At 42.9% G+C, this 12,900-nt stretch carries 15 protein-coding genes; 5 read left to right on the top strand and 10 right to left on the bottom strand.

Features of this window, described 5'->3' with window-relative positions:
- Window positions 1–34: 34 nt before the first annotated feature.
- The 5 genes from VRU48_RS10850 to VRU48_RS10830 form a co-directional block, all read right to left on the bottom strand.
- Window positions 35–754, bottom strand: a complete 720-nt coding sequence (locus VRU48_RS10850; protein ID WP_330107945.1) for a hypothetical protein — start codon at window positions 752–754, stop codon at window positions 35–37.
- 39 nt (window positions 755–793) lie between these two features.
- On the bottom strand, window positions 794–1,300 hold the full coding sequence (locus tag VRU48_RS10845; protein ID WP_330107944.1) for a GNAT family N-acetyltransferase: 507 nt from the start codon (window positions 1,298–1,300) through the stop codon (window positions 794–796).
- A gap of 34 nt (window positions 1,301–1,334) precedes the next feature.
- Entirely contained in the window at window positions 1,335–2,537 is a 1,203-nt protein-coding gene (locus VRU48_RS10840; protein ID WP_330107943.1) for a dioxygenase family protein, read from the bottom strand.
- A 78-nt stretch (window positions 2,538–2,615) separates the two neighbouring features.
- Entirely contained in the window at window positions 2,616–3,446 is an 831-nt protein-coding gene (locus VRU48_RS10835; RefSeq protein ID WP_330107942.1) for a LytTR family DNA-binding domain-containing protein, read from the bottom strand.
- Between the two features lie 13 nt (window positions 3,447–3,459).
- Window positions 3,460–3,858: a GNAT family N-acetyltransferase gene (locus tag VRU48_RS10830; RefSeq protein ID WP_330107941.1), complete on the bottom strand. Its 399-nt coding sequence runs from the start codon at window positions 3,856–3,858 to the stop codon at window positions 3,460–3,462.
- A gap of 216 nt (window positions 3,859–4,074) precedes the next feature.
- Between VRU48_RS10830 and VRU48_RS10825 the strand changes: the two genes are divergently transcribed.
- Window positions 4,075–6,294, top strand: a complete 2,220-nt coding sequence (locus tag VRU48_RS10825) for an NADP-dependent isocitrate dehydrogenase (protein ID WP_330107940.1) — start codon at window positions 4,075–4,077, stop codon at window positions 6,292–6,294.
- 57 nt (window positions 6,295–6,351) lie between these two features.
- Here the strand turns inward: VRU48_RS10825 and VRU48_RS10820 are convergent, their stop codons facing one another.
- Complete coding sequence (locus VRU48_RS10820; RefSeq protein ID WP_330107939.1) at window positions 6,352–6,879, bottom strand: hypothetical protein; 528 nt, start codon at window positions 6,877–6,879, stop codon at window positions 6,352–6,354.
- Window positions 6,880–6,977: 98 nt separating this feature from the next.
- Here VRU48_RS10820 and VRU48_RS10815 point away from each other — a divergent pair, with 98 nt between their 5' ends.
- Window positions 6,978–7,388, top strand: a complete 411-nt coding sequence (locus tag VRU48_RS10815) for a hypothetical protein (protein WP_330107938.1) — start codon at window positions 6,978–6,980, stop codon at window positions 7,386–7,388.
- Window positions 7,389–7,445: 57 nt separating this feature from the next.
- Here VRU48_RS10815 and VRU48_RS10810 read toward each other — a convergent pair whose 3' ends face one another.
- The 4 genes from VRU48_RS10810 to VRU48_RS10795 are packed head-to-tail and all read right to left on the bottom strand — an operon-like array spanning window position 7,446 to window position 10,162.
- A complete protein-coding gene (locus VRU48_RS10810; protein ID WP_330107937.1) occupies window positions 7,446–8,090 on the bottom strand; it encodes a response regulator transcription factor in 645 nt (214 codons plus the stop codon).
- A gap of 1 nt (window position 8,091) precedes the next feature.
- The gene (locus VRU48_RS10805) at window positions 8,092–8,868 is read right to left on the bottom strand and encodes a sensor histidine kinase (protein WP_330107936.1); all 777 of its coding nucleotides are present in this window, start codon (window positions 8,866–8,868) and stop codon (window positions 8,092–8,094) included.
- Complete coding sequence (locus VRU48_RS10800) at window positions 8,844–9,503, bottom strand: hypothetical protein (protein WP_330107935.1); 660 nt, start codon at window positions 9,501–9,503, stop codon at window positions 8,844–8,846. Before VRU48_RS10800 ends, VRU48_RS10805 begins: the two co-directional genes overlap by 25 nt.
- A 2-nt stretch (window positions 9,504–9,505) precedes the next feature.
- Entirely contained in the window at window positions 9,506–10,162 is a 657-nt protein-coding gene (locus VRU48_RS10795; RefSeq protein ID WP_330107934.1) for a hypothetical protein, read from the bottom strand.
- 471 nt (window positions 10,163–10,633) lie between these two features.
- Between VRU48_RS10795 and VRU48_RS10790 the strand changes: the two genes are divergently transcribed.
- From VRU48_RS10790 to VRU48_RS10780, 3 genes are all read left to right on the top strand, one after another.
- Window positions 10,634–11,305 (top strand): hypothetical protein, encoded by a 672-nt coding sequence (locus VRU48_RS10790; RefSeq protein WP_330107933.1) that lies wholly within the window; start codon window positions 10,634–10,636, stop codon window positions 11,303–11,305.
- A gap of 177 nt (window positions 11,306–11,482) precedes the next feature.
- Window positions 11,483–12,397 (top strand): HTTM domain-containing protein, encoded by a 915-nt coding sequence (locus VRU48_RS10785; protein ID WP_330107932.1) that lies wholly within the window; start codon window positions 11,483–11,485, stop codon window positions 12,395–12,397.
- Window positions 12,381–12,896: a hypothetical protein gene (locus VRU48_RS10780; RefSeq protein WP_330107931.1), complete on the top strand. Its 516-nt coding sequence runs from the start codon at window positions 12,381–12,383 to the stop codon at window positions 12,894–12,896. The genes VRU48_RS10785 and VRU48_RS10780 overlap by 17 nt, the downstream gene beginning before the upstream one ends.
- Window positions 12,897–12,900 lie beyond the last annotated feature (4 nt).

Here is a 12,900-nt window from a genome sequence, read left to right as displayed (position 1 = left end):
TTTAAGTTGTGTAATAGCTATAAGGTCCTGACTGCTATAGTTTTAGAAAGGTATAAGACAAGCCAAATCTCCAAATACGCGAAGTGGCATCGCTAGTACTGTTGCCAATCATCCCCGCCGTGTAGTTGCTCAATCCGTACGAATAACCAACATAGGCACCATATTTTTTGAATTTGGCGGCCACCTGCGCCCTTGGCCTTACATCCGTGCTTATATTTTTGCGGTCTACCGTACCACTAAATTTGGTTCCGTTAGCTGCGGTAATGGTTCCATTCTCCTCGGCTTTTAAGATAAAGCCAAAATCTATGCCGGCAGTTAAATCAATGTCGACTGGATTAGCGTGGATGCGATAGCCGAAAGATGGATACAGGTTGATGAAATCGAGATTTAGCTTTCTGTAGCCACTGGCATTGTAGGCCACATTGGTGGTGCCATTGTAAATAGCTACCTGTTCGATGGCTACTTTGCCGTTCATTTTTTCGTAGCCTATATCCAAACCAACCAAGAAATTGCCTTTCAATATTCTTTTTGCGTTTAATGACAAACCGTAGCCTAATCCGCTTTTATTGCCATAAACATCGTTGGCATATACCTTATTTACGGTGCCGGTGCTTGCATTTAAAAAACTTACGGCGGCTACCGATTGCCCTTTAAATGAAAATGACCCCGAATTAAAAGATACCCCAAATTCTGTTTGGGCAAAAGCGAAATGTCCGGTTAGCAACAGCAACATTAATATTCTTATTGGCTTCATCTTGATGTTCATTTATTTTACAAAGTTCGCAAAATACGGTTAACTTATCACTAATCTCCAATAAAAAAGGTCATCCGCTTCGCCTACTTTTTTGAAGTGGTTCTTGGTCAATACGGCGAAAGAGGCCGGATTGTCTTTGGCAGTTTCGGCAAATATCGATTTCACATCTTCCTGGCTTTTTGCCCATTGGATGATGGCGGCTACCGCTTCGGTCATATAGCCCTTGTTCCTGAAATCTTCGTAGGTGGCATAGCCGATTTCTACCTCGCCATCTTCATCGGGTTCGCCAACAAAACACAAGTCGCCGATAATGCCGTTAACCGATTTGAGGATGAGCACCCATAAGGTAGTGAAATAATGGTTCCTGCCGGTGTCGGTAGCTTCGGGCAGGAGGTTTTCCTGTAAAGCTCGTTTCATGGCCGAAGAAATGCGTTCGGGGCGAAGGCTCAAGCCCAGCTCGGCTTCCAAAGAGCCATTGTTGGCAATGTATTTGGCTAATTGGTTGTGGCTTAAGGGCAATAATTTGAGGCGTTGGGTATCAATCATTGCCCATAAAGCTAAGCTTTCTTCCACAAAAGCGCTAATGGAAAATAGGTTCTGGCAATTGGTTGTATTCGCTTTTGTTTTGGTTCAGGGTGTTGGTAATGAGCCTAAAGTTGGCCGGATTGGCTTCTAGCTCGATAAATTTGGCCACGATGTTTCGATGCTGATAAAGGATAAAGGTGTTTTTTGCATTAGGGTTGATTTTATTTAAGGCCACTTCGCTTTTTTCGTCGGTAAGCGCAGGCACGAAAGTCAGTGCAAGGTGCTGCAGGCGAAGCGAAGTACCTAATTGTTCCAGTTCCTTTTGTCGGCCCGCCTTGTGGTAGTTTTTCGAATTGCCATAGATGAAATATACCTTGAGGTATTTGCTTCTTTGCTGGCTTTGCTGTTCTAAAAATACCAGCCATTTTTTAATATCGTCCCAGTTTGGCGCATCGCCAACAAAATAGAGCAGGCCTTGATAACGTCCGTATTTGCAAACGGGGCAGGTGGTAGTGCCTTTGTCTGGCCCCCAGGCATGGAATGGGGTAAAGGACGGACTATCCTCGCCAATAGCCAAGCCAGAATTTAACTGCTGTTTAACTTGTTGCGGATAATTGGGGATGTGCAGGCCCAACACAATGTTATGCACGGCTACTTGCAACTGGTCTTTGAGCAAAATCCTCACTACGCCACTGCCACCTCGGTTTTCGAGCAGCTTTCTTTTCTTTCCGGTTAATAAAGGATCATCGTCAAATACCAATTCATCGATGTAATATTCTTGGCTGATGTGGGGCTCTTTCACCGCCAAATGGATGTGTGCTGGCATGGTATCGTTAGGGTAGGGAGCCGGCCGTATCGTATAAATGCTGTATTTGCCTTTGGCATCGGTCTTTACCCAACCCCTGATATGGCCATGGCGCTTGGCCCGTTTATCGAGGTTTGGTTTTGGCGAATAATAACCATTGTTGTCGGTTTGCCAATAATAGAGGATGACATTGGCTGCGGGCGTTTGGCCATCGAGTTGATAAACGGTTCCGGTAACGAGGAGCTTTTGTCCTTTTTCATGCCAGCCCGTGCTGGTGTCTACAGCTTTGATTTGGGTAGGCATGCCCACGTACAGCAATTCGCAACCATCGCAAAATCCACCAATGGTTTTGTCTTTTTTTGAGTTTGGGCTAGTATTTTGTCCGTTGCACGATTGGAAGGTTAAAAGGCCGGCCAGTGCCAAGACATAGCCAAAGAAGTTGTGTTGAAACATAATCGGGTTTTTGAGGCAAACTTCTGTGCTCAATCCGGTCGTTCCAAATCGAATAGGTTAAGCTGATGACTTTTTAGGCTAAGCGGAGGTGGCTTCGAAGTACTGGCGAAAGGTGGAGCTGTAATTTCTGCTCAGCCTCAGTTCTGTGCCGTTTTTAAGTCGCACATCATAATCGCCGTTAAGCCTCGATTGGTAGCCTGCCACCTCGCCAAGGTTAACAATGGTCGATTTGTGGATGCGCACAAACTGGTTTTCGTCCAGTTCGCCCAATATCGATTTTAGGCTGGCTGTGTGTAGGTACTGCTTATTAGCAGTGTGTATGGCAATGTAGGGGCTTGCGGCCTGAATGTAGATGATCTCTTGGATAGGCAAAGCGGTATAATTTCTGCCATCTTGGATCGTCAGTACGCTTGTTGGTACGAAAGTCTTGGGCTTTGATACAGGCCAATACCTGTAAATACCTGCGCTAAGGCTATAAATAAGTACGCATTTGTACAGATCTTCGGTAATCGAATAATAGAAAACACGGCCAAAGGTGTAGGTATGATCAAATAGCAAAGCCGATAACAGGTTAACCAGGCCCGAGAATAAAAGCAGGTGCAGCAAAACGGCTCCAGCAATGCTTATCGGTAGTTGGATTGTTGGTCTTGATGGAAGCTTGCTCCTCAACAAACGAACCTGCACAAGAACAACAGGCAGGGCTAAAATCCAGAACGACCTGAACAAAAGGGATTCGGAAAGGAAAAATGCACTTTGGTTGTAATTCGATTGCAGAAAATCTTGTAAAACGGCAAGCAGGCATAAGGCAAGTGTAAACAAGACAAATACGGCAAATGAAGGTCTTCCAAAGCCCTTGGTCCTCAAGAAGGGTATATTGAGCAGATTAGCCATGGTTGCTGATTTGAACATAAATATACAAGTTTTATCGCTCGCGATTGATGATAAAACTGCTTTCCTGTTTTGCAAATCCAACTTTTGGATAGTATTCCATAGCTGTAGGTACCGAAAGCAGCAACAACATGGTTTCTTCTCCAATTTGGGCCTTGGTTAAATCAACGAGCTTACGGCCAATGCCTTCCTTTTGGTGCGTTTGTTTAATGGCCAAGTCGGCTAAATAGCAACTCCAGCACCAATCGGTAATTGATCTTGCTGCGCCAACAAGTACCTCATCATCCCAGGCACTTACAATCAGATTCGAGCTTTCGTACATCTTTTTAATGCGTTCTAAATCATGGGTTGGCCTTGGCAGACCGGCATCGTTATACAGCTGGATGATTTGTTGAGGCGTTGGCACACTATCAATTTTGTAGGTTATTTCCATGGTTTTTAATAATTGCGGTTAACGAATATAAGATTTTCCGTATTGGACCTGACTATAAAAACAGGAAGTCTTTCAGAGCATAGCTACTGTTGCTTTACTGGACAAATTAACAGTTAGATGGCTATAAATTCATCTGTTTATTTTATCTTTAGCCGATTTAAAGGCCAATGAGGCAGCAGTGCCGGCCAAATAACCCAATTAGTAAAATCAGTTTATATGTCAAATACATCAAAGATCATCTATACCAAAACAGATGAAGCGCCAATGTTGGCCACTTATTCATTTTTGCCCATTGTACAGGCTTTTACCGCTTCAGCTGGTATTGATGTAGAAACAAGAGATATTTCGTTGGCTGGAAGGATTTTGGCCAATTTCCCAGAATTTTTAAAAGACGAGCAAAAAATTGGCGATGCCCTTGCTGAGCTTGGCCAATTGGCTACCACACCAGAAGCCAATATCATTAAGTTGCCAAATATTTCAGCGTCTATTCCTCAATTGAAAGGCGCTATTGCCGAATTGCAGTCGCAAGGCTTTGCCATTCCGAACTACCCTGAAGATGCGCAAACCGAAGAGGAAAAAAGCATCAAAGCCAGATACGGCAAGGTATTGGGCTCGGCTGTAAACCCGGTGTTGCGTGAAGGTAATTCGGACCGCAGGGCACCAAAAGCTGTAAAAAACTATGCCAAAGCAAATCCACACTCGATGGGCGCTTGGTCTGCCGATTCTAAAACGCAGGTGGTAAGCATGACCGAAGGCGATTTCTACAGTTCAGAAAAATCAGTGACTGTGCCTGAAGCTACCCAGTTTAAAATCGAGTTTGTTGACAATAACGGTGCAGTTACCGAAATGAAAGGACTCTCGCCATTAAAAGCAGGAGAGGTGATCGATAGCTCGACCATGAGCCTTAAAGCTTTGAAAGCTTTTGTGGCCAAAGAAATTGCGGCTACTAAAGCAGCTGGCGTATTGTTGTCGGCGCACTTGAAAGCTACCATGATGAAGGTTTCAGATCCTATCATTTTTGGCGCTATTGTAGAAGTATATTTTGCCGATGTATTTGCCAAATATGCCACCTTGTTTAAGGAATTGAATGTAGATACCCGCAACGGCTTGGGCGATGTTTATGCTAAAATTGCCGGAAGACCTGAGCAAGCGGAAGTAGAAGCCGCCTTGGCCGCTACGATTGCCAATGGTCCTGCTTTGGCCATGGTTAATTCAGACAAAGGTATTACCAATTTGCATGTGCCATCTGATGTGATTGTAGATGCTTCGATGCCAGCCATGATCCGTACTTCTGGACAGATGTGGAACAAAGATGGTAAGCAACAAGATACTTTCGCCTTGATTCCAGACCGTTGCTATGCTGGTGTTTATACCGCTACCATCAACGATTGTAAAGCCCACGGCGCATTCGACCCTACCACTATGGGTTCGGTGCCAAACGTAGGCCTCATGGCGCAAAAAGCCGAAGAATATGGTTCGCACGATAAAACTTTCCAAGCAACTGCCGATGGTACTTTCCGCGTAAGCGATGCCAATGGCAAGGTTTTCTTCGAGCAAAAAGTAGAAGCTGGAGATATCTTCCGCATGTGCCAAACCAAAGATGCCCCAATCCAGGATTGGATCAAATTGGCGGTTAACAGGGCACGTTTGTCAGCTACGCCAGCAGTTTTCTGGTTAGACGAGAACCGTGCGCACGACAGGGAAATTATTGCCAAGGTTAATCAATATTTGCCAGACTACGATACCAAGGGCTTGGATATCCGTATCCTTTCGCCAATCGAAGCCACTAAATTTTCGTTAGAGAGAATCCGCAAAGGATTGGATACCATTTCGGTTACCGGAAACGTATTGCGCGATTACCTAACCGATTTATTCCCGATCTTAGAGTTGGGTACTTCGGCCAAAATGCTGTCTATCGTTCCATTGATGAACGGTGGTGGCTTGTTCGAAACCGGTGCTGGAGGTTCGGCCCCTAAACATATTGAGCAGTTTATCCAGGAAGGCTATTTGCGTTGGGATTCGCTGGGCGAGTTTTTGGCACTTCAAGCTTCGCTAGAACATTTATCGCAAACCCAAAACAATGCAAAAGCTCAGATTTTGGCTGATGCGCTTGATGAGGCCAATGCGAAGTTCTTGGCCACCGATAAATCGCCGGGCAGAAAGCTAGGTACGATAGACAACCGCGGTTCGCATTTCTATTTGGCTTTGTACTGGGCCGAGGCTTTGGCTGCACAAAGCAAAGATGCCGAGTTGCAAGCCAGGTTTGCCCCATTAGCCAAGGCTTTAGCCGCTGGCGAAGCCCAAATTTCGAAAGAATTGATCGATGCACAAGGCAAACCACAAAACATTGGTGGGTATTATAATCCAAGTGATGATTTGGCTTCGAAAGCCATGCGTCCGAGCGAAACTTTGAACACTGCTTTGGCTAGTCTTTAATAGATAGCAAAGTAATCAAAGCCCTCTTGCCAAAGCAGGAGGGCTTTTTTATGCAATTTAAATGTAGTGAGGCCTTCTTTGCAGCAATCTCCAGTTTCTGGCTGCCGAAACTTTGGGCAAGTAATAGGTGCTGGCAAAAGCAAGGGCCAGCAAAGCCAGCATCAAAAACAAAAAAGCATTATTGCCTGGCCGGTAGGGCAACTCGAAAACCGATAAACCGTCTGCCTCCACTTTGTAAACTTTAGGCCTTATTTTGTTGCGGTCCGATTTTTTAACCCAAACGGCTATTTCACCAGCCTTGCCCAACGATAGATCAACGCCCTTTAACACCCGAAAACCTTCGGCAATGCCATCAACATCCAATTTTAAGATGTAGAGCCTTTTGTCTTTTTGGAGCATAAAACTTAGGCAGACATAGTTGATCGGTCGTTTTTGATCGTGCTGATCCAGCTCCATAAAATTGTCCTTCTTCAGGAGCTGGCCCTTAAGCTGTACCAAGTTGTCCTCGGCAAAAAGCAGTTGTGTAAAAAGCAGGTAAAACAGATAGGAAATAATAAATAGGGAAATGATTCGGAGCTTTTTCATAATCCTAATAACTAAAATTTTAGTTAATTTAAATAATTCCTTTTGATAAAACAAAATTTACTTTCGCAGAGTTATAGCAATAATAAAATTTCAATGCCATGAGCAATTCAACCAACGAACCAAAAAGGGCTACCGATAAGCTTCATGCCGATAGCTTGGGAGAAACAAAAGACCTTAACGAGCTTTCTTACGACAAGAACAAAAAGAGCTTCGAATATGATATGAAGAGTACCGATAGCGATTACGACCACCCTTTAAACTATGATACGGTTTCGATGGGGGCGGTGAACGATGACTCGACCTATGATGAGGCCAACCCTTACGTAGGCGACGAATATGCCGGAAAAGAAGAAATAGCCGACGATGAGTTAGACGAATTGGGCATGCATGTTGACAATGAGGGCGAAAGCGTTTTGTTGAGCCCGGAAGATGAAATTTTAGGCCGAACCGAAGAAGACTACCGCGACGATCTGGACGAAGAAGGTTACCCCAAAAACAATGGATATTAAAGCGCTAATTTACTAATCGATAAGCAAGGCCTTTTGATGATAAAATGGGGCAGCAGCTTAGCTGTCGTACCCGTTTTTAATGGCGTAAACGGCTAAGCCTACACGGGTTTTTAATTCTAGTTTTTCAAATAAGCTATCCCTGTAGCCCTCCACGGTTCTGGTGCTGCAGTTCATTTGGTTGGCAATTTCCTTGTAGCTCATCTCGGTTACGGTAAAACGCAAGAACATTTTTTCCCTGCTGCTAAAAAGGTCTTTTTTGTCAGTTTCCTTGCTTTCGTTGCAGAGGCTGGAAAATACTTTGTTGGCGGCCCATTCGGGATAGTAATAGCCGTTTTTAACCAGGTAGTTTAAGGCTTCGGCCAAGGCAGTGGGGTGTACGTTTTTGAGCAGATAGCCTTTAGCGCCGCTTTTGATCATTTTGATGAGGCTCTGCTCGTCATTTTGCATGCTCAGCGCCATAATCAATACTTCTGGATGACTTGCCTTAAGCCAGGCCGCCGTTTCAAAGCCATCCATGATTGGCATGCTGATATCCAACAAGACCACATCGGGCACGTTTTTGGGATGCTGGCACCTTTCCTGCAGTTCTTTGCCGTTTTCGCATTCGTAAAGCACCTCAAATTGGTCAAAGTTGGCCAAAATACTACTTAATGCTTTGGCGATTAAGATATGGTCATCAACAATTACAATGCTAGTTTTCATCTTATGTCGAAATTTCGATGGTTAATATTGTCCCATTGCCTTCTTTGCTTTCCATATGGTAATTGCCTCCAATCAAGGCAATTCTTTTTTTCATATTGCTTAAACCGATGCCCTTGCCGCTTAGTTTTTCGGGGTCAAAGCCTTTGCCATCGTCACTTAAAGTTAGGGTTAATTGTTGGCCATTTTTCCTTAAAGTTGCCGAAATCGTCTGACAGGCCGCGTGTTTAATGCTATTTTGGATAAACTCTTGTACTACCCTTAACAATAGGCTTTTGGTTTGGTAATTTAGAGGTATCGGTTCAGATTCGGTGGTTAAGTTGAGTTTATATTTTTTCAGTACTTCAATCTTCGCAAATTCTTCTTGCAGTAAAACAGCAATATCATTGGCATCGATGTGGTTGTCTGTTAAGGATTTGGATAAGTGCCTTAATTCCGACAGCGCATCATTGATCAGTTCGCCAATCCCTGTAATCTTATCGTTGATGGGCAAAGCCTCGTTTTCAAAGGCCAATTGTTGGGTGTATAAACTCGCCAAGGTAAGTTTTTGTCCAACGTTATCGTGTATTTCGCGGCCTATGTGTTGCATGGTTTGGGTTTGGATCTCTATTTGCGCAGCCAACAATTCCTTCTGATGCAACACTTGCTGCTGCTGCAGCTGCATTACACTCTCCTTCTTTTTGTTTTTGTATTGAACTACAAATGCAATAATGGCCACAATAAATGCCAATAAAAAAACATTGAACAGGATAATAACTAATAGGTATTCGGTTTGCCCCATATAAAAGCTGCAGTAAATAACAGGTACATCAAATTGTTAGCGACCAGGAAAAAAGTATAATAAATGCTCCACAAATCGGGTTCGCCTAAAAGTAGATTATAAAACGAGAAAAAAGGCAAGGTGCCTACATAAAATAGGATGATGCCTATATTGATGTAAAACATGTAATTGGTATGGAACAGGAGTATTTTTTCGGATTTGATCTGCTTAAAGATTTCTAAAATGACCAAAAACATCAGTAACACCGTACCTACCGTATAACTTAAAGACAGCATCATGCCGGGCTTGTGGATAATGGTAAAATAGGGTAAAAACGAAATACAGAATATACCTACAATGATCCAAAACAACTTTGGCCTGTTGAGCGATTTGATGGCATACACCCAATAGAAAAATATAAATTCAATCGGGATAACAAAAAAATCATAGTACTTGCTGATGGAGGATGGATGGTGTTTCAGTCCCCACTTGGCAAAAGCTTCCATCAAAAAAACGGCGCAACAGTAATAGCTAAGCCATTTCCAATGACTGTTTTTGAGCTGAGGCAAATAAAATAGGGCAACTAGCGCTGTTAAAAGCTGCACCCAAATCAGTACCTCGCTCAATATTTTTTGCGTATGGCTAAATGCTACCATGTTTATTGAAAAGCTTGTCCGTCAACAGTTGCTGGTGGTATGATCTGTCCATGGTTTAGGGCCATTACATTCATTTCTTCCCTTCTGTCGTCTTTGACCAATATAAAGCTCATTTGCTTGTTGTTCCTCAATTTAAATCCTTCGTAGGTGCTGATGTCTAAAGGGTTAAAATCGGCGTAAACACCTCTTTTGTTTCTGATGGCCGGCAATAAGATCAAAGTATGTTTTCTTTCATAAAGCCGGGTGATGTCATTGCCCAATAGTTTTCCCAAGTCTTCGTAACCCGGATAAGACCATTTGGTGTTTAACGGATAGGCCGCATAATACATTCTGATGGCAAGCTTTTTACTGCCATCGGGTTGCTTCGTGGCTACAATGTTTTCAATATCATTAATGAATTTTTTGAGTGTGTCGAGGTCGAATAAAATAGAGTTGGCATCATTGGGTACAGCATTTTCTCTTGCGTTTTCGATGGCCTTGAGCTGCGTCTGTCTATAGTTGTCGACCATTTCCTCTATCAGTTTAAGCTTTAAGGTACTTGGCCTGGAGCGGGGAGACCTGGGATTGGAACCTGTTTGGGTAGGCGGATAAAAATAAACATAGGCGCCAAAAGCAATAGCGAGTACTGCGATAATGAGGGTTAAGTGTTTCTTTTCCATTTGGTTGGGTTGAGGGGTTAATAGAATAAATATACTTTTTAATTATGCAAAATAGCGAAGGTTAAGCCGAAAAAAACAGGGGTATTGAACCGTTTTTGCTACCGTTAAACGACGGTAAAAATTTCCGTCGAACGAACGGCAAGATTCAGTTTTATGCACATTGATTGCGACCGCCTGGTGCCGCAACTTTGTGATGTACAAGCCGGTTGGCCAATTGGGGTAAGCCGGCAACGTGTTAAAAAAACAACAGCAATGATAAGAAAAGGCCTAAAGCAAATTGCACGGTTCATCAGCTTCGTGCAGAAGGAAATAGCGTTCTGCAAAACCATCTTTTACAAACTATGAAATGCCAAGCTAAGGCAGATCTGCCTTAGGTTACCGAACGGATGAAGAGACTAAACATATTCAAACGAATAGGAGTATTCCGAAAATCCTTTAAAGAGTAGGAATAAAAATCTAAATCTAAACAAAATGAAAAAATCAATTCTACTACTAATGGCATTGGCTTTTAGTACTGTCGCGTTTTCGCAGGTTAAATTTACCAGGGCAGAACAGCAACAGGTGCAAAAAATCCTGGGTAAAGACTTTACCGCGGTATTAGGTGCGCAGGGCCAGTTGGCCGTGGTTACGCCAGACAAAGTGGGCGAACTAAAATCTACGCCAAGGGGCAGTTTTAGCGGCATGCCCGGCTTGGCCGCCAATGCAGTTTTGGCCGCCAACGAAAAATGGTGGGTTTACAAACAAAGCGGTGCGCTGTTGAAATCTAAACTGGGCGAAGAACGCTTTAACCAATTAAATCAAATCCTCACCAAAAAAGGATTGGACATTAAAGCGGTTGAAAAACCAGTAGAATTTACCAAGGCAGAACAACAGCAAATGCAACGTATTCTGGGTAAGGACTTTACGGCGGTATTAGGCGATCAGGGCCAGTTGGCCGTGGTTACGCCCGACAAAGTGGGCCAGTTGAAATCTACCGTAAGGGGTGGTTTTAACGGCATGCCGGGCTTGGCTGCCAATGCCGTTTTGGCCGCCAACGAAAAATGGTGGGTTTACAAACAAAGCGGTGCGCTATTGAAATCTAAACTAGGTGAAGAGCGCTTTAACCAGTTGAACCAGATCCTTGCCCAAAAAGGACTGAACTAGAACCACCTCAACTAGTGCAAAAGCAAAATGCTACACGAGCAAGGAGCCGTTTAAATTTCGATCGGTCTTTTACAAGTAGAACATTTTTATAAAAGACTTTCGAATGTGAAATAACCGAACAAATTTAAACGGCTTCTTCATGTTGTTTAAACCAATGGAAACTTAAAAAAGACAAACATGAATACACATAAAATTAAAAGCGTGCTGAAGGAAAATGTTTTTTACAACATTTCCTATTGCTACAACACCAACCAGCTCGAAATATTTAGGATCTTGGTAGCTCTTTTTGCCATCGTTTCGATGTTTACGCTGGTTTTGGATTACGATGTTTTCTTTGCGCCAAACGGGATCGTTAATTGGGAGGTTTCTAATGCCAATGCGCTCTGGTTCGAAGGCCATCCGCAAAAAATTGCTGATTTGCTAAACTTGCCGCCCCAGGCTGTGATGGTTACCATTCTTACGGTATACTTTCTGGCACTTACCACTTTATTGCTGGGAATTTGGACAAGGCTATCGGCCATTGTTTGCCTGGTCACTTTTACACTGATTACCAATGTGATGTCTTCTTTCGCCTTTGGGGTAGATATCTATCAATCGGTATGTTTTTTCTTTCTAACCCTATTCCCAACCGGCTATAGCTTGTCGCTGATCAAGAAAGAAAACTATCCTAAACTCAACGAGCTCAAGCAGATTTGCATCAGGGTATTGCAACTCTATCTGATCATTACCTACATCTCGGCGGGCTTTGAGAAAGCACTGATGCCGAACTGGTGGAATGGGCGGTTTATCTATTTCCTGAGCAATGACCCTACCATCATGACAACCAATTTTTTTCCGAAAGACCAAAACATCCTCTTTTATGCCTTTTTCGGAATTATGGTAGTCTTTATAGAATCATTGTATTTTATGCTGGTATGGTTTAAGAAAACCAGGTTGTATATCGTGCTCATCATTATATCTATGCATTTGTTCATTGCACTTTTTATGGACTTGTTGTTTTTTGGGGTGTTGCTCATCATCTTAAATGTGGTGTGCTGGTACCCGGTAATTTTTGAGGATCTTAAAATCAAAGAAAATGATAAAAGCATATAAAATTACTTTTCGAATAATACTGCTCATTATTTTTTTGTCGGTAGTAAAAGTCAGCGTTTGGTTTGATAAGCATATCAACTGGTATGCACTTTCGGTTACTCAGTCCTTTATTTTTAGGGTAACGCGATTAAATTGGCAGTACGGTTTTTTCACCAGTAAATCCAAAAACTATCAATATATCAAAAGCGATATCAGTTTGGTAGATCCCGACGATGCTTCGCGCAATATCGTCATTGCGAAAGATGCAGGCCTGGATAAGCTGGTTTTGCCGATCAATGCAGTGAGGGTTAATTCTTCGATCCAGCAAATGATTAGAGATACGCTTTATTTAGAAGCCGGGTCGAGGTCTATAGCTTTGTACTTGTTTAAAAGGCATCCATCTTATAGGAATATAGATTTTTCAATACAGACCTATAACAGAAAAATCAAGGTCGACCAAAGCAAGTTTGCGCTTACCACCAAGCTCGATACTTTATTTAACCGCAGAATCAGCTATTGAGTTG

The sequence above is a fragment of the Pedobacter albus genome (genome assembly GCF_036324255.1).
Lineage (GTDB): Bacteria > Bacteroidota > Bacteroidia > Sphingobacteriales > Sphingobacteriaceae > Pedobacter > Pedobacter albus.
This window is presented reverse-complemented; position numbering and strand designations above follow the sequence as displayed.

What these genes read in the sequence shown, in the direction of transcription:
- VRU48_RS10850 (WP_330107945.1), bottom strand. Translation starts at nt 754, where the DNA reads ATGAAGCCAATAAGAATATTAATGTTGCTGTTGCTAACCGGACATTTC.
- VRU48_RS10845 (WP_330107944.1), bottom strand. Translation starts at nt 1,300, where the DNA reads ATGATTGATACCCAACGCCTCAAATTATTGCCCTTAAGCCACAACCAA.
- VRU48_RS10840 (WP_330107943.1), bottom strand. Translation starts at nt 2,537, where the DNA reads ATGTTTCAACACAACTTCTTTGGCTATGTCTTGGCACTGGCCGGCCTT.
- VRU48_RS10835 (WP_330107942.1), bottom strand. Translation starts at nt 3,446, where the DNA reads ATGTTCAAATCAGCAACCATGGCTAATCTGCTCAATATACCCTTCTTG.
- VRU48_RS10830 (WP_330107941.1), bottom strand. Translation starts at nt 3,858, where the DNA reads ATGGAAATAACCTACAAAATTGATAGTGTGCCAACGCCTCAACAAATC.
- VRU48_RS10825 (WP_330107940.1), top strand. Translation starts at nt 4,075, where the DNA reads ATGTCAAATACATCAAAGATCATCTATACCAAAACAGATGAAGCGCCA.
- VRU48_RS10820 (WP_330107939.1), bottom strand. Translation starts at nt 6,879, where the DNA reads ATGAAAAAGCTCCGAATCATTTCCCTATTTATTATTTCCTATCTGTTT.
- VRU48_RS10815 (WP_330107938.1), top strand. Translation starts at nt 6,978, where the DNA reads ATGAGCAATTCAACCAACGAACCAAAAAGGGCTACCGATAAGCTTCAT.
- VRU48_RS10810 (WP_330107937.1), bottom strand. Translation starts at nt 8,090, where the DNA reads ATGAAAACTAGCATTGTAATTGTTGATGACCATATCTTAATCGCCAAA.
- VRU48_RS10805 (WP_330107936.1), bottom strand. Translation starts at nt 8,868, where the DNA reads ATGGGGCAAACCGAATACCTATTAGTTATTATCCTGTTCAATGTTTTT.
- VRU48_RS10800 (WP_330107935.1), bottom strand. Translation starts at nt 9,503, where the DNA reads ATGGTAGCATTTAGCCATACGCAAAAAATATTGAGCGAGGTACTGATT.
- VRU48_RS10795 (WP_330107934.1), bottom strand. Translation starts at nt 10,162, where the DNA reads ATGGAAAAGAAACACTTAACCCTCATTATCGCAGTACTCGCTATTGCT.
- VRU48_RS10790 (WP_330107933.1), top strand. Translation starts at nt 10,634, where the DNA reads ATGAAAAAATCAATTCTACTACTAATGGCATTGGCTTTTAGTACTGTC.
- VRU48_RS10785 (WP_330107932.1), top strand. Translation starts at nt 11,483, where the DNA reads ATGAATACACATAAAATTAAAAGCGTGCTGAAGGAAAATGTTTTTTAC.
- VRU48_RS10780 (WP_330107931.1), top strand. Translation starts at nt 12,381, where the DNA reads ATGATAAAAGCATATAAAATTACTTTTCGAATAATACTGCTCATTATT.